At 73.6% G+C, this 23,074-nt stretch carries 24 protein-coding genes and 1 pseudogene; 9 read left to right on the top strand and 16 right to left on the bottom strand.

What is annotated here, in order from left to right; all coding sequences use genetic code 11:
• Positions 1 to 35 precede the first annotated feature (35 nt).
• Positions 36 to 2,174 carry an NAD-dependent DNA ligase LigA gene (ligA, locus tag J7462_RS26620; RefSeq protein ID WP_219468020.1) on the bottom strand — a complete coding sequence of 713 codons (2,139 nt, stop codon included), beginning with the start codon at positions 2,172 to 2,174 and terminating at the stop codon, positions 36 to 38.
• Between the two features lie 182 nt (positions 2,175 to 2,356).
• Here ligA and J7462_RS26615 point away from each other — a divergent pair, with 182 nt between their 5' ends.
• Positions 2,357 to 2,869 (top strand): type II toxin-antitoxin system PemK/MazF family toxin, encoded by a 513-nt coding sequence (locus tag J7462_RS26615; RefSeq protein WP_219468016.1) that lies wholly within the window; start codon positions 2,357 to 2,359, stop codon positions 2,867 to 2,869.
• A 249-nt stretch (positions 2,870 to 3,118) separates the two neighbouring features.
• Here J7462_RS26615 and J7462_RS26610 read toward each other — a convergent pair whose 3' ends face one another.
• The 7 genes from J7462_RS26610 to J7462_RS26580 form a co-directional block, all read right to left on the bottom strand.
• A complete protein-coding gene (locus J7462_RS26610) occupies positions 3,119 to 4,120 on the bottom strand; it encodes an ADP-ribosylglycohydrolase family protein (protein ID WP_219468013.1) in 1,002 nt (333 codons plus the stop codon).
• 102 nt (positions 4,121 to 4,222) lie between these two features.
• Positions 4,223 to 4,591: a VOC family protein gene (locus J7462_RS26605; RefSeq protein WP_208567309.1), complete on the bottom strand. Its 369-nt coding sequence runs from the start codon at positions 4,589 to 4,591 to the stop codon at positions 4,223 to 4,225.
• Between the two features lie 37 nt (positions 4,592 to 4,628).
• Positions 4,629 to 5,636, bottom strand: a complete 1,008-nt coding sequence (locus J7462_RS26600) for a methionine synthase (RefSeq protein ID WP_219468009.1) — start codon at positions 5,634 to 5,636, stop codon at positions 4,629 to 4,631.
• A gap of 104 nt (positions 5,637 to 5,740) precedes the next feature.
• Positions 5,741 to 6,814: a tRNA 2-thiouridine(34) synthase MnmA gene (gene mnmA / locus J7462_RS26595; protein ID WP_219468006.1), complete on the bottom strand. Its 1,074-nt coding sequence runs from the start codon at positions 6,812 to 6,814 to the stop codon at positions 5,741 to 5,743.
• Positions 6,815 to 7,259: 445 nt separating this feature from the next.
• On the bottom strand, positions 7,260 to 8,435 hold the full coding sequence (locus J7462_RS26590) for a cysteine desulfurase family protein (protein WP_208567312.1): 1,176 nt from the start codon (positions 8,433 to 8,435) through the stop codon (positions 7,260 to 7,262).
• Positions 8,436 to 8,758: 323 nt separating this feature from the next.
• Positions 8,759 to 9,427: a class F sortase gene (locus J7462_RS26585; protein WP_208567313.1), complete on the bottom strand. Its 669-nt coding sequence runs from the start codon at positions 9,425 to 9,427 to the stop codon at positions 8,759 to 8,761.
• Complete coding sequence (locus J7462_RS26580; protein WP_208567314.1) at positions 9,424 to 10,254, bottom strand: DUF4397 domain-containing protein; 831 nt, start codon at positions 10,252 to 10,254, stop codon at positions 9,424 to 9,426. Before J7462_RS26580 ends, J7462_RS26585 begins: the two co-directional genes overlap by 4 nt.
• 251 nt (positions 10,255 to 10,505) lie before the next feature.
• On the opposite strand from J7462_RS26580, the gene J7462_RS26575 reads away from it, so the two are divergent.
• Both J7462_RS26575 and J7462_RS26570 read left to right on the top strand, forming a co-directional pair.
• Positions 10,506 to 11,111 (top strand): RNA polymerase sigma factor, encoded by a 606-nt coding sequence (locus tag J7462_RS26575; protein WP_208567315.1) that lies wholly within the window; start codon positions 10,506 to 10,508, stop codon positions 11,109 to 11,111.
• Positions 11,065 to 11,943, top strand: a complete 879-nt coding sequence (locus J7462_RS26570) for an anti-sigma factor (RefSeq protein WP_219468004.1) — start codon at positions 11,065 to 11,067, stop codon at positions 11,941 to 11,943. Before J7462_RS26575 ends, J7462_RS26570 begins: the two co-directional genes overlap by 47 nt.
• 237 nt (positions 11,944 to 12,180) lie before the next feature.
• Here the strand turns inward: J7462_RS26570 and J7462_RS26565 are convergent, their stop codons facing one another.
• The 4 genes from J7462_RS26565 to J7462_RS26550 form a co-directional block, all read right to left on the bottom strand.
• On the bottom strand, positions 12,181 to 13,140 hold the full coding sequence (locus J7462_RS26565) for an electron transfer flavoprotein subunit alpha/FixB family protein (RefSeq protein WP_208567317.1): 960 nt from the start codon (positions 13,138 to 13,140) through the stop codon (positions 12,181 to 12,183).
• Positions 13,141 to 13,151: 11 nt separating this feature from the next.
• On the bottom strand, positions 13,152 to 13,931 hold the full coding sequence (locus tag J7462_RS26560) for an electron transfer flavoprotein subunit beta/FixA family protein (protein ID WP_208567318.1): 780 nt from the start codon (positions 13,929 to 13,931) through the stop codon (positions 13,152 to 13,154).
• A gap of 406 nt (positions 13,932 to 14,337) precedes the next feature.
• A complete protein-coding gene (locus J7462_RS26555; RefSeq protein WP_219468001.1) occupies positions 14,338 to 14,754 on the bottom strand; it encodes a hypothetical protein in 417 nt (138 codons plus the stop codon).
• 2 nt (positions 14,755 to 14,756) lie between these two features.
• Positions 14,757 to 15,554, bottom strand: a complete 798-nt coding sequence (locus J7462_RS26550; protein WP_219467998.1) for a GNAT family N-acetyltransferase — start codon at positions 15,552 to 15,554, stop codon at positions 14,757 to 14,759.
• Positions 15,555 to 15,565: 11 nt separating this feature from the next.
• On the opposite strand from J7462_RS26550, the gene J7462_RS26545 reads away from it, so the two are divergent.
• The 3 genes and pseudogenes from J7462_RS26545 to J7462_RS26535 all read left to right on the top strand — a co-directional run.
• The gene (locus tag J7462_RS26545; protein ID WP_244252306.1) at positions 15,566 to 15,985 is read left to right on the top strand and encodes a DUF202 domain-containing protein; all 420 of its coding nucleotides are present in this window, start codon (positions 15,566 to 15,568) and stop codon (positions 15,983 to 15,985) included.
• The gene (locus tag J7462_RS26540; protein WP_307799210.1) at positions 15,982 to 16,308 is read left to right on the top strand and encodes a DUF202 domain-containing protein; all 327 of its coding nucleotides are present in this window, start codon (positions 15,982 to 15,984) and stop codon (positions 16,306 to 16,308) included. Before J7462_RS26545 ends, J7462_RS26540 begins: the two co-directional genes overlap by 4 nt.
• Positions 16,309 to 16,335: 27 nt before the next feature.
• Positions 16,336 to 16,725, top strand: a pseudogene (locus tag J7462_RS26535) (PLD nuclease N-terminal domain-containing protein); the annotation flags it as partial.
• 159 nt (positions 16,726 to 16,884) lie between these two features.
• Here J7462_RS26535 and J7462_RS26530 read toward each other — a convergent pair.
• The 4 genes from J7462_RS26530 to J7462_RS26515 all read right to left on the bottom strand — a co-directional run bounded on the left by J7462_RS26530 (position 16,885) and on the right by J7462_RS26515 (position 21,379).
• Complete coding sequence (locus J7462_RS26530; protein WP_208567323.1) at positions 16,885 to 17,703, bottom strand: ABC transporter permease; 819 nt, start codon at positions 17,701 to 17,703, stop codon at positions 16,885 to 16,887.
• Positions 17,700 to 18,692, bottom strand: a complete 993-nt coding sequence (locus tag J7462_RS26525; protein ID WP_219467993.1) for an ATP-binding cassette domain-containing protein — start codon at positions 18,690 to 18,692, stop codon at positions 17,700 to 17,702. The genes J7462_RS26530 and J7462_RS26525 overlap by 4 nt, the downstream gene beginning before the upstream one ends.
• 144 nt (positions 18,693 to 18,836) lie before the next feature.
• Positions 18,837 to 20,459 (bottom strand): acetolactate synthase, encoded by a 1,623-nt coding sequence (locus J7462_RS26520; protein WP_219467990.1) that lies wholly within the window; start codon positions 20,457 to 20,459, stop codon positions 18,837 to 18,839.
• A gap of 146 nt (positions 20,460 to 20,605) precedes the next feature.
• On the bottom strand, positions 20,606 to 21,379 hold the full coding sequence (locus tag J7462_RS26515; RefSeq protein WP_219467988.1) for an enoyl-CoA hydratase-related protein: 774 nt from the start codon (positions 21,377 to 21,379) through the stop codon (positions 20,606 to 20,608).
• 98 nt (positions 21,380 to 21,477) lie between these two features.
• Between J7462_RS26515 and J7462_RS26510 the strand changes: the two genes are divergently transcribed.
• The 3 genes from J7462_RS26510 (at position 21,478) to J7462_RS26500 (ending at position 23,062) form a co-directional block, all read left to right on the top strand.
• Complete coding sequence (locus J7462_RS26510) at positions 21,478 to 22,065, top strand: DUF6232 family protein (protein WP_219467985.1); 588 nt, start codon at positions 21,478 to 21,480, stop codon at positions 22,063 to 22,065.
• A gap of 146 nt (positions 22,066 to 22,211) precedes the next feature.
• The gene (locus J7462_RS26505) at positions 22,212 to 22,694 is read left to right on the top strand and encodes a DUF6232 family protein (protein WP_208567328.1); all 483 of its coding nucleotides are present in this window, start codon (positions 22,212 to 22,214) and stop codon (positions 22,692 to 22,694) included.
• On the top strand, positions 22,691 to 23,062 hold the full coding sequence (locus J7462_RS26500) for a hypothetical protein (RefSeq protein WP_208567329.1): 372 nt from the start codon (positions 22,691 to 22,693) through the stop codon (positions 23,060 to 23,062). The genes J7462_RS26505 and J7462_RS26500 overlap by 4 nt, the downstream gene beginning before the upstream one ends.
• Positions 23,063 to 23,074: the final 12 nt, after the last annotated feature.

The raw sequence follows: 23,074 nt of genomic DNA, 5'->3' as shown, positions 1-23,074 counted from the left end.
AGGACGGGCGGACGGTCAGGTCAGCGGCCGGACGCTCAGCTCTCCTCGACCCGGGCCACCTCGCGGGCCGCCTCCGGGCCGGCGTCGAGCAGCACCCGGAAGCCGTCCTCGTCGAGCACCGGCACCTTCAACCCGGCCGCCTTGTCGGCCTTGGACCCGGGGTTGTCGCCGACCACCACGAAGCCGGTCTTCTTGGAGACCGAACCGGTGACCTTGCCGCCCCGGCTCTGGATCGCCTCGGCCGCCTGGTCCCGGCTGAACCCGGCGAGCGTGCCGGTCACCACCACGGTGATCCCCTCCAGCGGGCGCGGCCCCTCGTCGACCGCCTCCTCGGCCATCCGGACCCCGGCCTCGGCCCACTTGCGGACCACGTCGCGGTGCCAGTCGACGGCGAACCACTCCTTGATGCTGGCGGCGATGGTCGGACCGACCCCGTCGACCGAGGACAGTTCCTCCTCGGCAGCCGCCTCGATCGCCGCCACCGAACGGAAGTGCCGGGCCAGGGCCTGCGCGGCGGTGGGCCCGACGTGCCGGATGGAGAGCGCCACCAGCACCCGCCACAGGTCGCGTTCCCGGGCCACGGCGAGGTTGTCGAGCAGCTTGGTCGCGTTGGTGCCGAGGCTGCCGTCCTTGTTGACGAAGAACGGCGAGCGGGCGAGCTGCGCGGCGTCGAGGGCGAACAGGTCACCCTCGTCGCCGATGATCTCGGCGTCGAGCAGCGCGGCGGCGCCCTTGTAGCCGAGCACCTCGATGTCGAAGCCGCCCCGCCCGGCGAGGTGGAAGACCCGTTCCCGCAGCTGCGCCGGGCAGCTGCGGGTGTTGGGGCAGCGGATGTCGACGTCGCTCTCCTTGGCCGGGGCGAGCGGCGTGTTACAGGACGGACAGTGGGTGGGCATGACGAACGGGCGGGCGTCGGCGGGTCGCAGCTCGATGACCGGGCCGAGCACCTCGGGAATCACGTCGCCGGCCTTGCGCAGCACCACCGTGTCGCCGATCAGCACCCCCTTGCGTTCGACCTCGCGGGCGTTGTGCAGGGTGGCCTGGGCGACCGTCGAACCGGCCACGTGCACCGGCTCCAGCACCGCGTACGGGGTGATCCGGCCGGTCCGCCCGACGCCGACCTCGATGTCGAGCAGCGTGGTGTTGACCTCCTCCGGCGGATACTTGAAGGCGATCGCCCACCGGGGCGCCCGGCTGGTCGAGCCGAGCCGACCCTGGATGGGCACCGGGTCGACCTTGACGACCACCCCGTCGATCTCGTGCTCGACGTCGTGCCGGTGCTCGGCGTAGTGGGCGATGTATTCGGCCACGCCGGCCAGGTCGGGCACCACCCGCCAGCGGTCACTGGTCGGCAGCCCCCACGCCTTCAGCGCCGCATACGACTCGGACTGGGTGGCCGGCCGGAAGCCGGTGCGGGCGCCGGTGCCGTGCACCACCAGCCGCAGCGGCCGGGACGCGGTGATCCGGGGATCCTTCTGGCGCAGGCTGCCGGCGGCGGCGTTTCGCGGGTTGGCGAACGGCGCCTTGCCCTGCTCGACCAGGCTGGCGTTGAGGTCGGCGAACCCGGCGACCGGGAAGTAGATCTCGCCCCGCACCTCCAGCAGCTCCGGAACGTCGGGGAACTCGTCGGACGGGGTGAGCCGGGCCGGCACGCTGCGGATGCTGCGCACGTTGGCGGTGACGTCCTCACCGGTGCGCCCGTCGCCCCGGGTGGCGGCGCGGACCAGCCGACCCTTCTCGTAGGTCAGGTTGATGGCCAGGCCGTCGACCTTCAGCTCGCACAGGTAGGGCACCGGGCCACCGGCGTCCCGCTCGACCCGCTCGGCCCAGGCGGCCAGCTCCTCGTCGGCGAAGGCGTTGTCCAGCGACAGCATCCGCTCGGCGTGGGTGACCGGGGTGAAATCGGTGGAGAAGGTGCCGCCGACCCGCTGTGTCGGCGAGTCGGGGGTACGCAGTGCCGGGTACTCCGCCTCCAACGCCTCCAGCTCGCGCAACTGCCTGTCGAACTCGGCGTCGGTGATGGTCGGCGCATCGAGGACGTAGTAGCGGTACTGGTGTTCGGTCAGCTCCTGACCCAACGTGGCGTGCCGCTCCCGGGCCTCGGGGGTGGGCTCACCGCCGGCCGCCGCCTCCTGGGCCGCGCTGACCTGCTGGGGAATCTCTTCTTCCGACACCCTGTCGCCTCCGGACACCGTGCGAACCTCCCCCGTGATCACGCTACTGGAGCACGGTAACCGGCCGGTGGGACATTCCCCCTGCCTGCCCCACCCCGCCCGACGGGCGGCCGGCCCCGGGGCGTGCGACGATCGCCGCACGTCGGCGGCGCGGTGGCCGCCCGGAGGAAGGCGGGGTACCGATGCCGGAGTGGTTGCTGTGGGGGCTGCTGATCGTCCTGGCGGTCGCCGCCGGCTGGGCCTGGAACGAGTGGCGACGCCGGGGCGGGCGACCGTCGAGTGGCGACGGGCGCACCCGACCGGAGCGGGGCACCCCGCCCCGGGACCGGGCCCGACCGACCGCGCCACCGCGTCCCCGCACCCCCACCGGCACGCCCCGCCCGGGTGACATCTGGTGGGCGGACGTACCGTTCCACGACGGCACCGGCTCGAAGGTACGCCCCTGCCTGGTGGTACGCGCCGACGACCGGGGCATCGAGGTCCTCAAGATCACCAGCCAGGACAAGAGCGACCGGGACGACCACGTATCGATCCCGACCCGGGACTGGGACCCGGACGCCGAACACGACAGCTGGCTGGATCTGGCCGAGCCGATGCGTATCCCCGCCGACGCCTTCTCCCGCCGGGCCGGTAGCTGCGACCCGGCCCTGTGGCGGCGGGTGAAGCGACTGCACGGGCGACGCAGCCCGGCCTGAGCACCGCACCACCCCCGGCGCTCCCGTCGTGGTGACCGACACCGCGACGGCGCGGCATCCAGCCGGCCGGGCGGCATCCAGCCGGCCGGGCAGGTGGGCGGTCGGCCGGGCAGGTGGGCGGTCGGGCATCCGGCCCGGCGGTCGGGCGGGCATCCGGCCCGGCGGTCGGCATCCCGGCCCGGCGGTCGGGCGGGCATCCGGCCCGGCGGTCGGGCGGGCGGGTTGGCGGCATCTGGCCGGGCGGGCGGGTCAGTCCCAGGCCGCGCCGAGGGTGGCGAGCTGGTCGGCGTACTCGATGCGGGTGGACCAGGCAGGCGGCCAGCCGGACAGCCCGTAGGCCGCGCCGAGGAACGCGCCGGCCAACGCGGCGATCGAATCCGAGTCACCCGCAGTGGTCGCGCCCCGGCCGAGCGCGGCCACCGGGTCGTCGGGGTGCCACCGGACGCAGAGCAGCGCGGTGGCGAGCGCCTCCTCGGCGATCCAGCCCTCGCCCGTGTACCGGCACGGGTCTCCCCCGTCGTCCGGTCGGCGCAGCGCGGCGTCGAGCCGCTCCAGCGCCGACCGGCACTCGTCCCAGCCGGTGGCGATGAACTCCGCCGGGGAGTCCGCCCCGCACCGCCGCCACAGGTCACCCAACCAGTCGTCGCGGTACGTGTGGCGCTGGTCGCGGGCCCGGTCGGTCAGCAGGCCGGGCAGCTCCGTCAGCGCCGCGCCGTCGCACAGCACCCGCACCGCGTACGCGGTCAGCTCACTGGCGGCCAGGCCGGTGGGGTGGCCGTGGGTGAGGCCGGCCTGGAGCTGGGACAGCCCGGCGAGGGTGTCCAGGTCGATGTCGAGCAGGCCGACCGGGGTGACCCGCATGTTCGCGCCGCACCCCTTGGAGTCGACCACCGTCGCCTGCTGCCAGGGCAGCCCCCGACCCAGCTCGCCGCAGGCCCGCAGGCAGGTCATCCCCGGTGCCCGGTTGTTCTCCGGGCTGGCGGCCCAGTCCAGGAAGCGCCGACGCAGCAACGGTTCGACGGCCTCCGGGGTGTACCCGGGTGCGTCGTGCAGGGCCCACGCCACCGCGAGCGCCATCTGGGTGTCGTCGGTGACCAGCACCGGATCGCCGACCAGTTCCCGTGGCCCCGCCGGGCCGTACCGGCGGTGGATCTCGGGCACGGACAGGAACTCGGTCGGCTTGCCGAGCGCATCGCCGTAGGCGAGCCCGAACAGCGAACCGGAGGCGCGACGGAGCGAGGAGTCGATCACGACCCGATCATGCCCCGCCCAGGCCACCCCGGCACCCCGGACGCCGCCGGCCGGGCAGCGCCACGGCGGCACCCGCCGCTGCCCGTCCGGCGGCGGAAGGCATCAGTCCCAGCAGAGGCAGAACGGGTGGCCCACCGGGTCGGCGTACACCCGGAAACCCTCCCCCTCGCCGGGCAGCCGCCGGGCGCCCAGGGCGAGCGCCGCCTTCTCGGCCACCTCGATGTCGTCGACCGTGACGTCGAGGTGGACCTGCTGCGGACGCGCCGGATCAGGCCAGGCCGGGGGAATCAGGTCGGTTGCCTGTTGGAAGGCGAGCCGGGGCTGCTGCCCGAGCGGACCGCCCAGCACGACCCACTCGTTGCCGTCGGAGTCCGCCTCGACCAGGGGCAGACCGAGCAGCTCGGCGTAGAAACCGGCCAGGGCCCGCGGATCGGGACAGTCGATGGCGACGGTACGCAGTTTTCCAATCATGACCGTCATCCTGCCCACCCGGTACGACGGAAAACCCTCACTCCTCGTGCAGCCGGCGGGCGGCGTCCCGGCAGGCGGTGAGCACCGCGCGGGCGTACTCCGGGCCGGCTCCGGCGAGACCGCAGGCCGGGGTGACCACCACCTGCTCGGCGAGCTGACGGCGCGGAAAGCCGAGGCGGTCCCAGAGTCCGCGTACCCGATCGGCGAGCTGGGCCGACGTCGGCGCGCGGCCGGCCGACGGCGGCTGCGTCGGCGCCACCCCGGCCAGCAGGCCGAGACCGGCGTCGATCGCCTCGCCCAACGGGTCCAGGTCGGTGAGCAGGGCGAGGTCCAGCGCCACCCCGACCGCCCCGGCGGTGCGCAGCAGCTCCAACGGCACGTCCGGGGCGCAGCAGTGCACCACCGTCGGCACCCCGGCCGCCTTGATCACCTCGCTCAGCAGGGAACGGGCGACGGTGGTGTCGACCGGCCGGTAGGTGCCCAGACCGCTCTCGGTGCGGACCCGGCCGGCGAGCGCCGCCGGCAGCGACGGCTCGTCGAGTTGGAGCAGCACCGAGGCCCGGGGCAGCCGGCGGGCCACCGCCTCGACGTGCAGCCGCAGCCCCTCCGCCAGGGACGCGGTCAGCTCCCGCACCGCACCCGGGTCGCGCAGCAGCCGCCCGCCGATCGGCAACTCCACCGCCGTGGCCAGGGTGAACGGTCCCGCCGCCTGCACCTTCACCGGCCCGGCGTACGCCTCGGCCTGCTCGGCGAGCTGGTCGAGGTCACGTTCCAGCAGGTCCCGGGATCGGCGCAGGTCCCGACCGGGGCGGGGGGCGATCCGCCAACGGGCGGCGTACAGCTCCACCGGCAATTCCACGAGCAACCCGCCGGTACGCCCGATCAGGTCGGCGCCCGGCCCCCGGGCGGGCAACTCGGGCAGGTGCGGTAGGGCGGGCAGTTCACCGATGACGATCCGTTGCGCCTCGGCGATGTCGGTGCCGGGCAGCGAACCGATGCCGGTCGCCGCGCCCGCCGGCCAGGGCCAGAGCTGCTGTCGAGTCACCGCCGAAGGGTAACCGGCCCCCGCCGACCCACCCGACCGACGGTCAGTTCAGCAGCGACCCACCCGACCGACGGTCAGCCCGACGGCACCCCGTCGTGGGCGGATCAGCCGGTGATGGTGGCGGAGCCGAGCACCACGTCACCGGCCGGATCCGGCCGGTACGCCACGACGGCCTGCCCGGCGGCCACCCCGCGCACGGGACGGCGCAGCTCGGCGACGAGCGTGTCGCCGTCAACGCTCACCGTGGCCGGTACGACGTCGCCGTGCGCCCGCAACTGCACCTCACACTCGATCGGCGCGGTCGGCCGCGCACCACCGGTCCAGACCGGACGGCTGGCGCGGACCACGGAAACCTCCAGCGCCTCGGCGGGTCCGACGGTGACCGTGTTGGTCTTGGGGGTGATGGAGAGCACGTAACGCGGCCGCCCGTCCGGGGCGGGCCGGTCCAGGTGCAGGCCGCGCCGCTGGCCCACCGTGTAGGCGTACGCGCCGGTGTGACTGCCGACCACCTCGCCGGTGGACGCGTCGACCACCTCGCCGGGCGCCTCGCCGAGCCGCCCGGCGAGGAAACCCCGGGTGTCGCCGTCGGCGATGAAGCAGATGTCGTGCGAGTCGGGCTTCTCGGCGACCGCCAGGTCACGCCGGGCCGCCTCGGCGCGGACCTCCGCCTTGGTGGCGTCACCGAGCGGGAACACCGACCGGTCGAGCTGCGCGCGGGTCAACACCGCCAGCACGTACGACTGGTCCTTGGCGAGGTCGACACTGCGGCGCAGCAGCCCGTCCGGGCCGAGCCGGGCATGGTGACCGGTGACCACCGCGTCGAAGCCCAGCGCCACCGCCCGGTCCAGCACCGCCGCGAACTTGATCTTCTCGTTGCAGCGCAGACACGGATTCGGGGTACGCCCGGCCGCGTACTCCGCGACGAAGTCGTCCACCACGTCGGCGTGGAACCGCTCGGCCATGTCCCACACGTAGAAGGGGATGCCGATCACGTCGGCAGCCCGCCGCGCGTCCCGGGAGTCCTCCAGCGTGCAGCACCCCCGGGCCCCGGTCCGGAAGGTCTGCGGGTTACGGGACAACGCCAGGTGCACCCCGGTCACGTCGTGCCCGGCGTCCACCGCCCGCGCCGCCGCCACAGCGGAGTCCACCCCGCCCGACATCGCCGCCAGAACCCTCACCAGCCACACCCCTTCTCCCCCACCAACCCTACCCACCCACCCCACCCCCACCCTCGCCCCGTCCCGCCCTCCCCTCCCCACCCTCGCCCCACCCCGCCCTCGCCCTCGCCCCGGTGATCAAGAGGTTCGCGTCATCCCAGCGCCCGTTCCTGACCTAAACCTCTTGATCACCGAACACCACCACCGCCCACGCGCGACGGGGCGGGCTGGAAGGCCTGCACGGGCAGGTGAGGGTGGAGGCCGGCAGGGGCCGGGCCGGCAGGGGGCCGGGCCGGCAGGGGGCCGGGCCGGCAGGGGGCCGGGCCGGCAGGGGCGGGTGATCAAGAGGTTTGCGTCAGAATCCGGCCGACGGGTGACGTAAACCTCTTGATCACCGGGGCGGGCCGGGGCGGGAGCGGGCGGGCCGGGGCGGGAGCGGGCGGGGCGGGAGCGGGAGCGAGCGCTGTTAGCGGGGGGTGCGGAGGGCGGCGGCTCGGCGGGCGCGGTCGACGGCGGCGGGTAGGGCGGCGATGAGGGCGTCGACGTCGGCGGAGGTGCTGGTGTGGCCGAGGGTGAAGCGCAACGAGGAGCGGGCCCGGTCGTGGTCGGCACCCATCGCCAGGAGTACGTGGCTGGGCTGGGCCACCCCCGCCGAACAGGCCGAGCCGGTGGAGCAGGCGATGCCCTGGGCGTCGAGCAGGAGCAGCAGGGCGTCCCCCTCGCAACCGGGGAAGGAGAAGTGCGCGTTGCCGGGCAGCCGGTCGACGGGGTCGCCGTTGAACACCACTTCGGGCACCGCCTCCCGGACCCGTCGGACCAGGTCGTCGCGGAGCGCGGCTACCCGGGCGGCGTACTCCTGCTGGCCCTTGACCGCCGTTTCGACGGCGACCGCGAAGGCGACGATGCCGGCGGTGTCCAGGGTGCCGGAGCGGACGTCGCGTTCCTGCCCGCCGCCGTGCAGCAGCGGGGTGGCGGCGACGTCCCGGGCGAGCAGCAGCGCGCCGACCCCGGTCGGGCCGCCTAGCTTGTGCCCGGTCACGGTGAGCGCGGCGACCCCGCTGGCCGCGAAGTCGACGGGGACCTGGCCGACCGCCTGCACGGCGTCGGTGTGCAACGGCACCCCGTGTTCGGCGGCCACGGCGGCCAGCGCGGCCACCGGCTGCACGGTGCCGACCTCGTTGTTGGCCCACATCGCGGTCACCACGGCGACCCGCTCGGCGTGCTCGGCCAGCTCGGTGCGCAGTCGTTCCGGGTCGAGCTTGCCGGCGGCGTCCGTGGGCAGCCAGGCGACCTCGGCGGCTTCGTGGTCGGCGAGCCAGTCGACCGCGTCGAGGACGGCGTGGTGCTCGACGGCGCTGGAGACCACCCGGACCCGGTCGGGCCGGGCTGCCCGCCTGGCCCAGAAGATGCCCTTCACGGCGAGGTTGTCGCTCTCCGTGCCGCCGCCGGTGAAGATGACCTCGGAGGGGCGGGCGCCCAGCACCGCGGCCACCCGCTCGCGGGACTCCTCCACCCGCCGCCGGGCACGCCGGCCCGTCGCGTGCAACGACGACGCGTTGCCGACCTCGCGGGCGGTGGCGACGTACGCCGCCAACGCCTCGTCGAGCATCGGGGTGGTCGCCGCGTGATCCAGGTATGCCATCACTGTTCAGCGTAACGGCCGGGGCACGGACCGTCGGATGCCGGATCGCCCCGTACCGAAGTGTGGCCCGGCCCGACCCGGTCGGACCAGGCCGAAGCGTGGCCCGGCCCGACCCGGTCGGACCAGGCCGAAGCGTGGCCCGGCCCGACCCGGTCGGACCAGGACCGGTTCGGTCCCGGTCCGACTGGAAGCCGGGCCGACCCACCGGCGCATCACCGGCCGTCCGGACGGCGGCACGCGGGTACGCCGGCGCGGCGGCCGTCCGGAGGCCGACACGGCAGCGCATCAGGCCGACACGGCAGCGCCCCAGGCACGGCAGCGCCTCAGGCCGGTACGGCCGTGACGACGATGTTGTCCCGGTAGTGCCGGGTCTTCGGGTCGAACGGGCCACCGCAGGTGATCAACGTGAGGCGCGGCTTGCCGTCCCGGGCGAAGTACCGGTCCAGTGGGATCTTCGTCTTGGCGTACTCCTCGCGGGCGACGACCCGGTAGGCCCGCTGTTTCCCGTCCGCGCCGGTGGCGGTGAGGGTGTCGCCCCGGTCGAGTTCGCGGAGCCGGAAGAACGCCCCCTTGCCCTGCTCGGAGCTGTCGACGTGGCCGGCGATCACCACCGAGCCGGCGTCGGTCTCCAGCCCGGGGCCGTACCGGTACCAGCCGATCTGGTCCACGCTCGGCGGGACGTCGAACTCGTCGGTCCGGGTGTCGACGCCCACCGGGTTGACCGTGGCGGTGACGTCGATCGCCGGGATGCGCAGCTTCACCGGCGGCACGGTCCGCTCGTCGGTCGGCAGGCCCCCGGCGGTCACCGGCACCGAGGGGCCGCCGCCGGTGCCGGTCGTCGGACTCGGCGGGTTGCTGCTGGCCAGGGCCGCGGCCTCGTCGGTGCCGACGTCGTCGGCCGGTTGCGATCCGCAGGCCACGACGGTGGCGATGGTGAGCGCGGCGACGCCGGCGGCCATCGCCGCCAGCGCCCCGCGGTGTCGCACCGTCACCGGCGACCGGTCCGGGTGGTGGCCACCCGCGCCCCACCGCCGACCAGCAGCAGCACGCCGGCGCCCGCCAGCACGTACCACCAGGTGTCGACGCCGGTGCCGGCCTGCCCGCCGGTGCCGCTGGGCACCCCGCCCGGGGCGGAGTGCAGACCGGTGATGGTCTGGGCGACCACGTCGAGGTTCTTGGCCTCGGCCGAGCCGATCGCGTAGACGATGGTGGCGGTGCCCTCCTTGAGGTTGAGGTCCGCCGGGCCGATCGCCACGGTGTCGGTGCCGGCCAGTACCACGTCGGCCTTGACCGTGCCCGCGTCGACGTCCGCCTTGGCCTCCTTCGGGTTGGTGAGGTCCTCGAAGACCGGCTTGCCACCGGCCCGGACGTCGACCGCCGGGGCGGCGGCGGTGTGCCGGACGATCAGTCGGGCCTTGCCGGCGGCCAGCTTGGCGGTGTCGTTGACGAAGGGGGTGATCTGCGGCTTGCCGTCCGCGCTGAGGTGCGCGGCGAGGCTGATGTTGGCGCCACCGGGCACCTTGGCGTCGTCGACCTTGAGGATCGCGCTGCCGACCGGCTCACCCGGCTTGGTCAGCGCGATGTCGTACTCGCCCTCGGGCAGGGTCAGCGGGCCGGCCACGTCACCGGGCTTGAAGTTGTCGAGGGTCTTCTCGCCGTTGACGTAGACGTCGACCGGGGTGTCCGGGATGCCGTGCACGACGGAGACCTTGGACGAGGCGGCGTACGCCGGGGTCGTGGTCGCGGCGCCGACGCCCGCGAAGGCCAGGGCGGCCACCGCGCCGCCTGCGGCGACCCGACGGAAGATAGCGAGCTGCATGTCTGCCTCCTGGTGATTGGTGCTGGTTCGTCAGGTCTGGCTTGCAGAACGGGTTACGCCACCCGTCGCACCGCCGGATGCAGCCGGACACCACTTTCTTTTTCTTCGTCCGGGGTGCATCCGGGGCCGCCCCCGGCGACGAAGAGCAGGTGAGACGAGTGGAGGCGAACACGGACCGGGAGAGTGGGGCGGAGGCTGTGGGCGTTACAGTCGGGCATGCCCCAGGGAAGGCGACCCGCCCGGTGACAGCGGTGGGAACAGCAGGCCAGGAACCCGAACCCCCACCCCCCGACGAGTTGGCCGCGCGCTTCCGGGCGGGTGACGAGAGCGCGCTGCGGGAGGCGTACGACCGGTACGGCCGGGCCGTGCACCACCTGGCCACCAGCACGCTGGCCAACCGCAGCGACGCGGAGGACGTGACCCAGGCGACGTTCGTCGCCGCCTGGTTGGGGCGGGACACCTTCGACCCGGCCAAGGGTTCACTGATCGGTTGGCTGCTCGGCATCGGCCGGCGCAAGGTGATCGACCGGCTGCGCGCCTCGGCCCGGGAGATGCGGGTGGTGGAGACGGTCCGGCAACTGCCCGAGCCGGTCGCCACCGGCGGGGACCCGGACACAGTGGTCGACCGGCTGGTGGTCGCCGACGAGCTGGCCCGGCTCCCGGACGACCAACGGCGGATGTTGGAGCTGGCCTTCTACGACGACCTGACCCACCAGCAGATCGCGACGGTGACCGGAGTGCCGTTGGGCACGGTCAAGAGCCACATCAGACGGGGCATGGCGAGCTTGAAACGCAGATGGGAGGTGGACGGTGCAGCACCTGGACCACGACCGGCTGGTCTTTCTGGCGCTCGGTGAGAGCGAAGCGGACCACGGTGAGACCGACCACCTCGGCGGCTGCGTGACCTGCCGGGGCGAGCTGGACACCCTCCGGCACGTCGCCGGGCTGGGCGCGCAGACCCAGGGCCTGCACGACCTGCCCGACCCGCCGGCCCACCTCTGGGCGGGCATCCTGGCCGAACTCGACGCCGTGGCGCAGGCGCCGTCGTCGGCGCAGGCCCACCGTCAGGATCTCGGGCCCGACCCGACGGGGGTACGTCCCGTGCCGGCACAGCCGGCGACCGGTGACGACGTCGACCCGGCGTACCGGCAGCTGTCGGCGGTGACCGGCGACCGGCCGGGTTCCCGGCGGCGGCAGTCGTCCCCGGGCAGCGGGCGGGCCGCCGCACGACCGGCGGGCCGGTCCCGACGGTGGCCCCGCTGGGCGACCACGGTCGTCTCGGCGACCGCCGCCGCGGCGATCGCGGTGCTCGGCACCGTCGCCGTCCTCGGTGACCGGGACTCCACACCCCGGCAGGAGGTGCTGGCCAGCGCACCACTGGCCGCGTACGGCAGCACGCCGAAGGACGCCAACGGTGACGCCCGGGTCTTCGCCGACGGCCGACTGCATCTGCACGTCGCGAATCTCCCGGACGTTGCGGGGTACTACGAGGTCTGGCTGATCAATCCGACGAGCATGGAGATGTTCTCGGTGGGTGTGCTGCGGGGCAGCTCGGGTGATGCGCTGCTGCCCCTGCCCCCGAATGTGGATCTCCAGGCGTACTCGGTGGTCGACGTCTCCGCCGAGCAGTACGACAACAAGCCCGCCCACTCCGGCGACAGCCTGCTGAGGGGCACCCTGACGGGCTGATCGGTGGGCCGGTTCAGCTCCCCGGCCCGCCGATCAGCTCCCCTCACCACGGCCGGAACCGGGGTCGTGCCCCCGTCTTCCGGGTCGTTGCGCAATTCGGCGCCGGCCGGATCGCCGGGCAGCGCCGCCGCCCGCCCGTCACCACGCCGGGACCGGGCACCACGCCAGACCCGGCACCACGACGGAGCCGCCGCCCGGGCGGACCGGACGGCGGCTCCAGTGCGGACCCGGGTCGGGTCACTTACGCTTGCGGATCTCCTCGGCGGCCTGCGGCACGATCTTGAACAGGTCGCCCACCACGCCGTAGTCGGCCAGCTCGAAGATCGGGGCCTCGCCGTCCTTGTTCACGGCGACGATCGTCTTCGAGGTCTGCATGCCGGCCCGGTGCTGGATCGCACCGGAGATGCCCAGCGCGACGTAGAGCTGCGGGGAGACGGTCTTGCCGGTCTGCCCGACCTGGAACTGGTGCGGGTAGTAACCGGAGTCGACCGCCGCGCGGGACGCCCCGACGGCACCGCCGAGCAGGTCGGCCAGCTCCTCGACCAGCTTGAAGTTGTCGGCGTTGCCGACGCCGCGACCGCCGGAGACGACGATGCCGGCCTCGGTCAGCTCGGGGCGGGAGCCCTTCTGCTCGGCGACCCGCTCGACGACCTTCGCCAGCTTGTCGGTGTCGGTGACCGCGACGGTGAGCTGCTCGACGGCCGGGGTGGCCGCCGCCGGCGTCGGGGTGACCGAGTTCGGCCGTACGGTGACCAGCGGCAGGCCCTTGGTGACCTTGGACTTGACGATGGTGGAGCCGGCGAAGGCGACCTGGGTGGCGGTGCCGTCGGCGTCGAGGCCGACCACGTCGGTCAGAATGCCGTTGTCCAGCTTGACGGCCAGCCGGGCGGCGATCTCCTTGCCCTCCTGGGCCGAGGCCAGCAGGACGGCGGCCGGCTGCACCCGGTTGACCAGTTCGGCCAGCACGGTCGCCTTGGGGGCGACCAGGTGACCGTCGATCTCCTCGCTCTCGGCGGCGTAGATCTTCTCCGCGCCGTACTCGCCGAGCTTGGCGCTCAGCGCGTCGGCGGCACCGGCGCCGCCGAGCACCACGGCGCTCGGGGTGCCCAGCCCGCGGGCGAGGGTCAGCATTTCCAGGGTGACCTTCTTGACGCCGAACTCCCTGGTGGCTTCGACGACGACGAGTACCTCAGCCATGTTCAGACCCCTCAGACGAACTTCTCGGTGGCGAGGAACTCGACCAGCTTGACGCCGCCCTCGCCCTCGTCGGTGATCTTGGCGCCGCCGGAGCGCGGCGGACGCCTGGTGTGCTCGACGACGGCGCTGGTCGCGCCCTCGAAACCCACCTCGGTCGGCGCGACGCCCAGGTCGGCCAGGGACAGCGTCTTCACCGGCTTCTTCTTGGCGGCCATGATGCCCTTGAAGGAGGGGTAGCGCGGCTCGTTGATGGTGTCCCAGACGGAGACCACGGCCGGGGTCGAGGCGGTGACCACCTCGTAGCCCTCCTCGGTCTGCCGCTCCACGGTCAGCGTGCCGCCGTCGACGGTGAGCTTGCGGGCACCGGTCAGCGCGGCGACCCCCAACCGCTCGGCGAGCATGTGCGGCATGACCTGGACCCGGCCGTCGGTCGACTCGGCGCCGCAGATCACCAGGTCGGCGCCCAGCTGCCCGAGGGCGGCGGCGAGCACCTTCGAGGTGGCCACCGCGCAGGACCCGTGCAGGGCGTCGTCGAGGACGTGCACGGCGGCGTCGGGGCCCATGGAGAGCGCCTTGCGGATCGATTCGGTGGCCCGGTCGGGCCCCATGGTCAGGATGGTGACCTCGCCACCGTGCGCCTCCTTGATCTTCAGCGCCTCCTCGATGGCGTACTCGTCCATCTCGTTGATGACGTTGTTCGCCGAACCGCGGTCGACGGTGTTGTCGTCAGCACGCAGGTTGCGGTCCGCGCCCGAATCAGGCACCTGCTTGACGAGTACGACGATGTTCATCGCGATTCGACAACCCTCCTGTTGGTGGTGTGCGATCTGCTCGCCCGGTTAAGGGCGGAGCTTTGCGCGTCGTTGACACCCGGTCAACCGCGGGCTGCTGTGCAGTTGCCCACGAACGCAATGTTACCTGCCAGTAGGTTAACCCTCCGGGTCACCCGCGGTGACACAGCTCACCGCGACAGGCGCACCCTGACGCAGAGCCGACAGCCCACCCCTCGAACCTGACCACCCACCGAGAGTTGGGCCACGACCTCGTCGGGGCGGCGGCGGACGTCGACAGCGGTGAACCGCAGGAACCGGTCGGCACCAGCACGACCGACCACCCCGGACCGGCGACCTCGGGGTCGATCAGGGCCGCCGACCCGGCCCCGGGCCAGCCCGGCGCGACCGGGCACACGCGACCCGATCAGGCCGGCTCGACGGGCCCGGCCAGGGCGGTCCTGATCCGCTCGATGGCGTCCGCCTCGGCCGGCGTCACCCCCCGGTGCGCACTGGCCACCTGCTCCGCCGCCGTCACCACCAGCTCGCGGTACGCCGACAGGTCGGCCGGCGACTTCTCCCGCAGGATGTCCACCGCACGCCCCAACGCCGGCAGCACCACCGACTCGATCTCCAGCGCCGAGTCCCGGGGCAGCCGGGGCAGCCCGCCCGCGGTCAGCGCCTCCTTCACCAGGCCACTGGCCCCGGCGAACGCCCCGGACGCGGCGAAGCTCTCCCGGATCATCGCGAACACGCCCGGATCGGCGTTCGACACCAGGAAGACCGCCCCGAAGGCGCCCGTCTTGAGAACCTGCTGCTCGTCGTCCGTCAGCCGCTGCTCCATCATCACGGAGTGTAGACGTAGGGGGTGGTCGTGGTGACCGGTACGAAGCCGAGTCGCTCCAGGATCGGCCTGCTGTCCTCCGAGGCGTCCACCTGCAACAACGTCTTGCCCCGCTGGTCGGCCAGCCGGGCCCGGTAGGCCACCAGCGCCCGGTAGATGCCCCGCCGCCGCCACTGTTCGAGCGTCGAACCGCCCCACAGGCTGGCGAAGCCGGTGCCGTTGAGGTAGCGCACCCAACCGGCGCTGACCACCGTCTCCCCCGCCTCGGCCACCACCACCGTGATCGACTGCGGGTCCGCCTCGATCTCCCGGGCCAGCCCGGTGACCAGGTGGGAACGGTCGCTGCGCCAGACCTCCTCCTCCATCGCGGCGATCCGCTCCAGGTCGACCAGACCGGTGACCTCGCGCAGCCGTACCCCCTCGGGGAGCACCGGCACGGCACCCGCCAGCGGCGCGACCGGCCCGATCAGCACGGTCTCCCGATCCTCCGGCACGAAGCCGGCGGCGCGCAGCCGGTCCGGCAGGTCGGCGGGCTCGTCGTGGGTGTTGTGCTTCCACTCCACCGACTCGCCGCGCTGCCGGAACAGCTCGACCTGCCGGGCGATCAGCGCATCCAGGTCCTCCCCGACCAGCCCGTCCAGGGTGCGGTAGGTGAGGAAACCGCCATGGTCCAGACCCAGGACGCGCACCAGCGGGCCGTCGTGTTCGACGGTCACGCCGGCCGGGACCGGGTCGGGGATCTCCGGCCGGAGCTGCCGGTCGTAGGTGTCGCGCAGGGTGGAGGCATCAAGATCGGTCATCGCTCCAGGCTATGTCGACGGTAAAGCGGATAATCGGCGTCGTGTGGCAGGCGATCAGACGGTGGTTCGACCCGTCGGACCTCAACTCCGTGGGCAGCACCCCCGACTACCGCTTCTCGCTGGCCAACGAACGGACCTTCCTGGCCTGGCTGCGCACCGGGCTGGCGCTGATCGCGGGCGGGCTGGCCGCCGCCCAGTTCCTCCCGCCGCTGCCACTGCGCCACCTGCGGGAGGCGATCGCCGTGGCGCTGCTGCTGCTCGGCGCGACCGTCGCCGTCCGGGCGGTGGACCACTGGTCCCGCACCGAACGGGCCATCCGGCTCGGCGAACGCCTGCCGGCCTCCCGCTTCCCGGCCGTCCTCGCCCTGATCGTGGCGGTGGGCGCGCTGCTGCTGGTGGTGGCGGTCCTGGCGCGCGGGGTGAGCGGGTGACCGGGGTGCCGGCGGGCGGGGACGGCACCCGCGATCCCGGCCTGCAACCGGAGCGCACCCGGCTGGCCTGGCGGCGCATGGGGCTGGCGTACACGGTGGTGACCGTGCTGGCGGTCCGGTTGGCGCTGACCGGCGACACCGCCGGTGCCCTGCTGGCCGGGGTCACCGTGGCGACCTGGTGGGCGACGCTGGTGGTGGGCTGGGGGCGGGCCACCGGCCGCCGGCAGGCCCGGATCGACACCCACGCCGTACCGCTGATGGCCCTCGGCACGACCGGTCTGGCACTGCTGTGCGTGGCGCTGGTGCTGCGTGGGGTGTGGTGACGCGCACGGCTGCGCCATGATGGGGGCATGGCCCGGCTCTATGTGGTGTTGTTCCTGCTCCAGGTGGTGCTCGCCGCCGGTGCGCTGATCAGTTGCCTCTCCGCGGAGGACGAGGGGATCCGGGGGCTGCCCCGGTTCGCCTGGGTCCTGGTCATCCTGGTCTTCCCGTTGGTCGGCTCGATCGCCTGGTTCCTCGCCGGTCGACCCGCCCCCACGGGTGACCGACGCGGCGGATGGCCGTCCGGCACCGGCTCCCGACGACCCGTCGCGCCTGACGACGACCCCGAGTTCCTGAAGTCGATCGACGAACGCGCCCGCCGGGACGACAACGCCCTCTTCCAGCGCTGGGAGGAGGACCTCCGCCGCCGGGAGGACGACCTGCGCCGGCACGACGGGAAGCGCCCCCGCGACGGTGCGCCGCCACGGGAGGACACCCCGCCCGCCGACCACCCGCCGACCCGACAGGACGCCGCACCGCACGACGGCGAACGACCCCGCGAGGGCGACCGGCCCGAGATCTGACCCCCGCCGGGGTCACCCGAACACACCGGGTGACCCCCAACGTCGCCACCCCGGTCACAACCGACGGCGTAGACCCCTGACCGCGAGCGGGGCGAAGACGGCGGCGATGACGACCGCCCAGAGCAGCGACTGGAGCACCGGCCCGGCGACCGGCCCGCCGACCAGCAGGCCGCGCAGCGCGTTCGCCAGGATGGTCACCGGGTTCACCTCGACCCAGTGCTGGAGCCAGGACGGCATCGTCTCGGTCGGCACGAAGGCGTTGCTGGTGAAGCTCAGCGGGAAGATCACCGTGAAGCCGAAGATCTGCACCTTGTCCGGCTCACTGACCAGCACCCCGACCAGCACCGACATCCAGGCGGCGGCCAGCGAGAAGACCAGCAGCAGGGCGAACGCGGCGAGCAGGCCGAGCAGGCCGTTGCCGAGCCGGAAGCCGAGGATCATCCCGACGCCGAGCAGCAGCGACAACGACCACGCCTGCTTGACCGTGTCGGCGACGATCCGGCCGGCGAGCGGGGACCACCGGGCCACCGGCAGCGACCGCAGCCGGTCGAAGACGCCCTTGGTGAGATCCTGGTTCAGCCCGAAACCGGTGGTCATGGTGGCGAAGAAGGCGTTCTGCACGATGATGCCGGGCAGCGCGAAGGTGAGATATTCCCCCGGGCTGCCCGAGATCGCCCCACCGAAGACGTACGTGAAGAGCAACACGAACATCACCGGTTGGATGCTCAGGTCGAGCAGCTCCATCGGGTTGTGTTTGATCTGCACCAGGCTGCGCCAGGCCAGCGTGCCGGTGTGCCGCAGACCGGCGGCCGGGCTGAGCCGGCGGGCCGGTACGGGTCGGGCCGACGGGGCGGCGACGGTCACGGCGGTCATGCCGGGCTCCCTTCCAGGGCGTCAGCGGTGTCGGCGAGGTCGGCGGTGTCGGCGGTGTCCTCGGCGCGGTGGCCGGTGAGGGAGAGGAACACCTCGTCGAGGCTGGACCCGCGCAGGGCCAGCTCGGCGACCTGCACCTCGGCGTCGTCGAGCCGGCGCACCACGGCGGGCAACGCGCCCGGACCGTTGACCGGCGCGCTGACCGTGGTCTGGACGACCTCCGGGTCGACCCCGGTCACCTCGCCGACGACGGCGAGCACGGTGGCCAGGTCGGTGGCCTCGACCGGCCGGACCGTCAGCACCTGGCCGCCGGTCTTGGCCTTCAGCTCCTCCGGGGTGCCCTGGGCGATCACCCGACCGTGGTCGACCACGGCGATCTCGTCGGCCAACTGGTCGGCCTCCTCCAGGTACTGCGTGGTCAGCAGCACGGTCACCCCATCGGCGACCAGGCCCCGGACGATGTCCCACAGGTCGTTGCGGCTGCGCGGGTCGAGACCGGTGGTCGGCTCGTCGAGGAAGAGCACCTGCGGCCGACCGACCAGGCTGGCCGCCAGGTCGAGCCGCCGGCGCATCCCGCCGGAGTAGGTCTTCGCGGCCCGGCCGGCGGCGTCGGTGAGCTGGAACCCGGCCAGCAGCTCGGCGGCCCGGTCCCGGGCGTCGCGCCGGGACAGGCCCAGCAGCCGGCCGATGAGCAGCATGTTCTCGGTGCCGGTCAGGTTCTCGTCGACCGAGGCGTACTGGCCGGTGAGGCCGATCAGCTGGCGGACCTGGTGGGCGTCGCGGCGGACGTCGTACCCGCCGACCGTGGCGTGGCCCGCGTCGGCGGTGAGCAGGGTGGCGAGCACCCGTACCGCGGTGGTCTTGCCGGCGCCGTTGGGGCCGAGCAGCCCGAAGACCGTCCCGGTGGGCACCTCAAGGTCGACCCCGGCCAGGGCGGTGGTGGCACCGAACCGGCGCACCAGCCCCTCGGCGCGGATGGCGAATGTCATCAGAACTCCCGTCGTTATCGCTGGATCGTCCAACGATGAGCGAGGGGTCTGACGTTACGTGTGTCGCCGCTGACATTCCGCCGATTTATCCGCTCGGCAGAACGCGACCGCCGCCGGGTCCGACGACGGTCGCGCGCCGGGTGGTCAGGCCAGGTTGGACGAGCGCGGGTACGCGTCGGCCGGGTCGGTGAGCACGTTGACCAGGTACGGCACCCCGGCGTCGAACGCCCGCCCCAGCGCCGGGCCGAGGTCGGCGGCCTTCGCCACCGTCTCCCCGGCCCCGCCGAGCGCCTCGACCACCCTGTCGTAGCGCAGCTCGGGCTGCAGGTCGGCGGCGACGTCGTAGCCGTACATGGCCCGCATCGGGTGCTTCTCCAGCCCCCAGATGCCGTTGTTGCCGACCACGATCACCACCGGCAGCCGCTGCCGGACCAGCGACTCGACGTCCATCAGCGAGAAACCGGCCGCGCCGTCGCCCATCAGCACGCAGACCTGCCGGTCGGGGTGGCTGACCCGGGCCCCCATCGCGTAGCCCATCCCGGTGCCCAGGCAGCCGTACGGGCCGGGGTCGAGCCAGGTGCCGGGCTGCGACGGCTCCAGGTAGCGCCCGGCGTACGAGACGAAGTCGCCGCCGTCGCCGATGGTGATCGCGTCCGGGGCGAGGGCCCGGCGCAGCTCGCCGTAGACCCGGGCCGGGCGGATCGGGTCGGTGTCGGCGGCCATCTCGGCGGCGTCACGGGCCCGTGCCGCGTCCTCGGCGGTGCGCAGCCGGGCGATCCAGTCGGCGTGGTCGGCCCGGTCGCCGGTGTGGTCGGCGAAGGCGGACAGGATCAGCCGCAGGTCACCGGCGGGGCTGGCGGCGGGCTGGACGTGCCCGGCCCGCTGGGTGGGGGCGTCGACGACGTGCACCACCGCCGCGTCGCCGAAGTCGCCGAAACTGAGCCGGAAGTCCAGCGGGGTGCCGACGACGACCACCACGTCCGCGTCGCCGAGGGCGACCCGGCGGGCCTTGGCGAAGGCGAGCGGGTGCTGCGGCGGGAGCGCGCCGCGGCCCATGCCGTTGGTGAAGACCGGCACCTGCAACGCCTCGGCGGCCTCGCGGAGCGCGGCGACGGCGTCCCCGGCGTACACGTCGGAACCGGCGATGATCACCGGACGGTCGGCGGCGGCGATCAACCGGGCCGCCTTCGTCACCTCGTCCGGGTCGGGTTCGACCGGGGCGACGGCGGTCGGGGCGGCCAGTTCGGTGTCGCCGACGGAGAAGATCGCCTCCAGCGGGAAGTCGAGGAAGACCGGGCCCCGGTGCGGGGTGAGCGCGGTGGTCAACGCGGCGGAGACCGCGCGGGGGATGTCGTCGGCGGTGAACACCGTCTCGGCGTGCTTGGTGACGGGGGCGACCAGCGGCAGGTGGTCCATCTCCTGGAGGCTGCCGGAACCCCAGCGGAACTGCGGGGCCCGGCCGCCCAGCACCAGCACCGGTGAGGCGTTGAAGAAGGCGCTGGTCAGGCCCGAGATGCCGTTGGTGACGCCGGGGCCGGCGGTGAGTACGGCGAGGCCGGGGCGGCGCTGAAGCTTGGCCACCGCCTCGGCGGCGAAGACGGCGGACTGCTCGTGCCGGACGTCGTAGATCGGGAAGCCGGTGGTGTGCGCGGCGTCGTAGAGCGGGAAGACGTGCCCGCCGGAGAGGGTGAACATCTCCCGTACGCCGTGCGCCCGCAGTGCCGCCAACGCCAGCGCTCCGCCGTGGCCCTCGACCCGTTCCGTCATCGCCGCTCCCTCGTCCGCTGACCGGAGTCACACGCTACTGGCCGGTAGGCGGGATGTGAACACCTCCCGGCACGGCGTCGGCGGCACCACCATCGCGCCGGGCGTCCGCCCCGGACCAGCAGGAGCGCGGCCCGGGGCGGGACGGGTCAGCGGCCGGTGAAGTCCGGCTTGCGCTTCTCGACGAACGCGGCCATCCCCTCGCGCCGGTCGTCGGTGGCGAAGAGCGCGGCGAAGAGCTGGCTCTCCCACGCCAGCCCGGAGGTCAGGTCCATGTCCAGGCCGGCGTCGACCGCCAGCTTCGCCGCCCGCAACGCCTGCACCGGCCCGGTCAGGTACGGCCGCACCAGCGCGACGGCGGTGTCGTAGACCTCGGCGGCCGGGGCGACCCGGTCCGCCAGCCCGATCCGCAGCGCCTCCGCCGCGTCCACCATCCGGCCCGACATGATCAGATCCTTGGCGCGGGCCGGGCCGACCAGCCGGGCCAGCCGCTGGGTGCCGCCCGCACCGGGGATGACGCCGAGTTTGATCTCCGGCTGGCCGAGCTTGGCGTCCTCGGCCACCACCCGCCAGTCACAGGCCAGCGCCAGCTCACAGCCGCCACCGAGGGCGTAGCCGGTGATCGCGGCGACCACCGGCTTGGGGATCCGGGCGAGCGCGCCGACGGCGCTGGACAGGTCGGCGGCCCGCTCCGCCATGTCCACGTAGGACATGTCGGCCATCTCCTTGATGTCGGCGCCGGCGGCGAAGACCTTCTCCCCGCCGTACACGATGACGGCGCGGACGCCCGGGTCGGCGGAGGCGGCCGTCGCGGCGGCCCGCAACTCCTCCTGGACCTGCTTGTTGAGCGCGTTCATCGGCGGCCGCTCCAGCCGGATGGTGCCGATGCCGTCCCTGGTCTCCAACCGCACGAACTCGCTCACGCCACCCCTACTTCCTCGTCGAAGTCGTGCCAACCTTACGACCCGGATCGTTGGGGTACGTAGTCTGGTGTTCGCCACCCGCGCCCGGGAGTCCCGCCATGATCACGTATTACGACGACCGGTCGGTGCAGGTCACCTCCACCGCCATCCGGGTCGACGGTCGCGCCTTTCCGCTGGCCGAGATCGGCCTGGTCTGGCACCGCCGGGGCGACCGCTCCTGGCGGGTGCTCGCCGGACGGGGGGCGATCGGCGCCGCCCTGGCCGGCCCGCTGGTGGCTGCGGTGATCGGCATCGCGGTGGCGGTCTGGCTACACCGCTCCCCCACCGTCACGCTCGCCATCGTCGGCGCGTCGGTGCTGGTCGGGCTGGCCGTCGGGCCGGTCGCCGACTTCCTCTTCGACCGCCTGGACCGCTCCTACGACCAGGGCAGCCGGCAGCGTGAGCTGTGGGTCCGCTGGCATGGGCGGCCGGTGCTGCTGCTGCGCACCGGCGACGCGCTGCGCTTCGGCCGGATCTACCGGGCGGTGCAACGGGCGATGGAGAACACCGCGCCACCACCCCGGGCCGGCCACGACCCCGGGCCGCCGGTGCGCACGGAGCGCCACGGCGGGTCGACGGCCGGCCCCGGGCGGCAGCACGCGACCGGCTCGACCGGCGAGGGCCCCGGGCCCCGCCGCAGTTCGTAGCCGTCCGCACCACCCGTCGTCCCGGGTACGGACCACCAGGTCACCGGGCCCGCGAAGCACCGGCCGACCGGCAGCCGGCCCTCAGGAAGGCCCGATCGACCGAACACGGCCCGGCACCGGCCGGCTGCGAACGGTTAGGGTTAGTGATGACCCTCTATTACCGGGACGACACGGTGCAGGTGACCTCCGAGTCGATCACGGCCGGCGGGCAGATCGTCCGGATCGCCGACGTGGCGTACGTCTGGCACGCCCGGGGGGCCACCACGATGGCCGTCCGGTCCCGCATCCTCGGACGCGGCGTACTGGTGCTGCTGCTCTCGCTGCCCCCCTTGGTCGCCCTGGTCTGCGTGGTCTCACTGCTCTGGTCGGCACAGGACCGCGGCGAATGGAAGCCGGCCCTGCTCGTGCTGGCCGCCTGCGCCGTCGGGGTGCTCGCCCTGCTGCCCTTCCTGGAGCTGCCGCTGGGCTGGCTGGACCGCTCCTACGAACGCGGCAACCGGGTCAACGAGCTGTGGGTGCAGCACCTCGGTCAGGAAGTGATGCTGCTGCGCACCCCCGACGCGCTACGGTTCGGACAGATCTACCGCGCCGTCCAACGCGCGGTCGAACAGCAGGGGGAACACCGATGAGCACCCGTCGCGGCGAGGCCGTCGCCCTGGCCGGTCTGCTCGCCCTGGCCGGCGTCACCCACTTCGCGAAGCCCCGCCCGTACGACCGGATCGTGCCCCGGGCACTGCCCGGACCCGCCCGCCGCTGGACGTACGCCAGTGGGGTGGTCGAGCTGCTGGTGGCGGCGGCGCTGGCGCACCCGGCCACCCGACGCCGGGGCGGTCTGGCCGCAGCGGCGCTGTTCACCGCGGTGTTCCCGGCCAACGTGCAGATGGCGGTGGACTGGCGACGGCAACCCCCGCTGCGCCGGGCGGTCGCCTACGGGCGGGTGCCCCTACAGGCGCCGCTGATCTGGTGGGCGCTGCGGGTGGCCCGCGCCCGGCCGTGACCCCCCGCTGCG

Source organism: Micromonospora sp. RL09-050-HVF-A, assembly GCF_019374995.1.
Lineage (GTDB): Bacteria > Actinomycetota > Actinomycetes > Mycobacteriales > Micromonosporaceae > Micromonospora > Micromonospora antibiotica.
The sequence above is the reverse complement of the archived record's forward strand: the minus strand, read 5'-3'. Positions and strand labels throughout refer to the sequence as shown.

Coding starts and splice junctions, on each gene's coding strand:
- J7462_RS26520 (WP_219467990.1), bottom strand. CDS start 20,459: ATGACGGAACGGGTCGAGGGCCACGGCGGAGCGCTGGCGTTGGCGGCA.
- J7462_RS26560 (WP_208567318.1), bottom strand. CDS start 13,931: ATGAACATCGTCGTACTCGTCAAGCAGGTGCCTGATTCGGGCGCGGAC.
- J7462_RS26565 (WP_208567317.1), bottom strand. CDS start 13,140: ATGGCTGAGGTACTCGTCGTCGTCGAAGCCACCAGGGAGTTCGGCGTC.
- J7462_RS26500 (WP_208567329.1), top strand. CDS start 22,691: ATGAGCACCCGTCGCGGCGAGGCCGTCGCCCTGGCCGGTCTGCTCGCC.
- J7462_RS26505 (WP_208567328.1), top strand. CDS start 22,212: ATGACCCTCTATTACCGGGACGACACGGTGCAGGTGACCTCCGAGTCG.
- J7462_RS26590 (WP_208567312.1), bottom strand. CDS start 8,435: ATGGCATACCTGGATCACGCGGCGACCACCCCGATGCTCGACGAGGCG.
- J7462_RS26555 (WP_219468001.1), bottom strand. CDS start 14,754: ATGGAGCAGCGGCTGACGGACGACGAGCAGCAGGTTCTCAAGACGGGC.
- J7462_RS26530 (WP_208567323.1), bottom strand. CDS start 17,703: ATGACCGCCGTGACCGTCGCCGCCCCGTCGGCCCGACCCGTACCGGCC.
- J7462_RS26545 (WP_244252306.1), top strand. CDS start 15,566: ATGTCGACGGTAAAGCGGATAATCGGCGTCGTGTGGCAGGCGATCAGA.
- J7462_RS26510 (WP_219467985.1), top strand. CDS start 21,478: ATGATCACGTATTACGACGACCGGTCGGTGCAGGTCACCTCCACCGCC.
- J7462_RS26580 (WP_208567314.1), bottom strand. CDS start 10,254: ATGCAGCTCGCTATCTTCCGTCGGGTCGCCGCAGGCGGCGCGGTGGCC.
- J7462_RS26605 (WP_208567309.1), bottom strand. CDS start 4,591: ATGATTGGAAAACTGCGTACCGTCGCCATCGACTGTCCCGATCCGCGG.
- J7462_RS26615 (WP_219468016.1), top strand. CDS start 2,357: ATGCCGGAGTGGTTGCTGTGGGGGCTGCTGATCGTCCTGGCGGTCGCC.
- J7462_RS26525 (WP_219467993.1), bottom strand. CDS start 18,692: ATGACATTCGCCATCCGCGCCGAGGGGCTGGTGCGCCGGTTCGGTGCC.
- J7462_RS26550 (WP_219467998.1), bottom strand. CDS start 15,554: ATGACCGATCTTGATGCCTCCACCCTGCGCGACACCTACGACCGGCAG.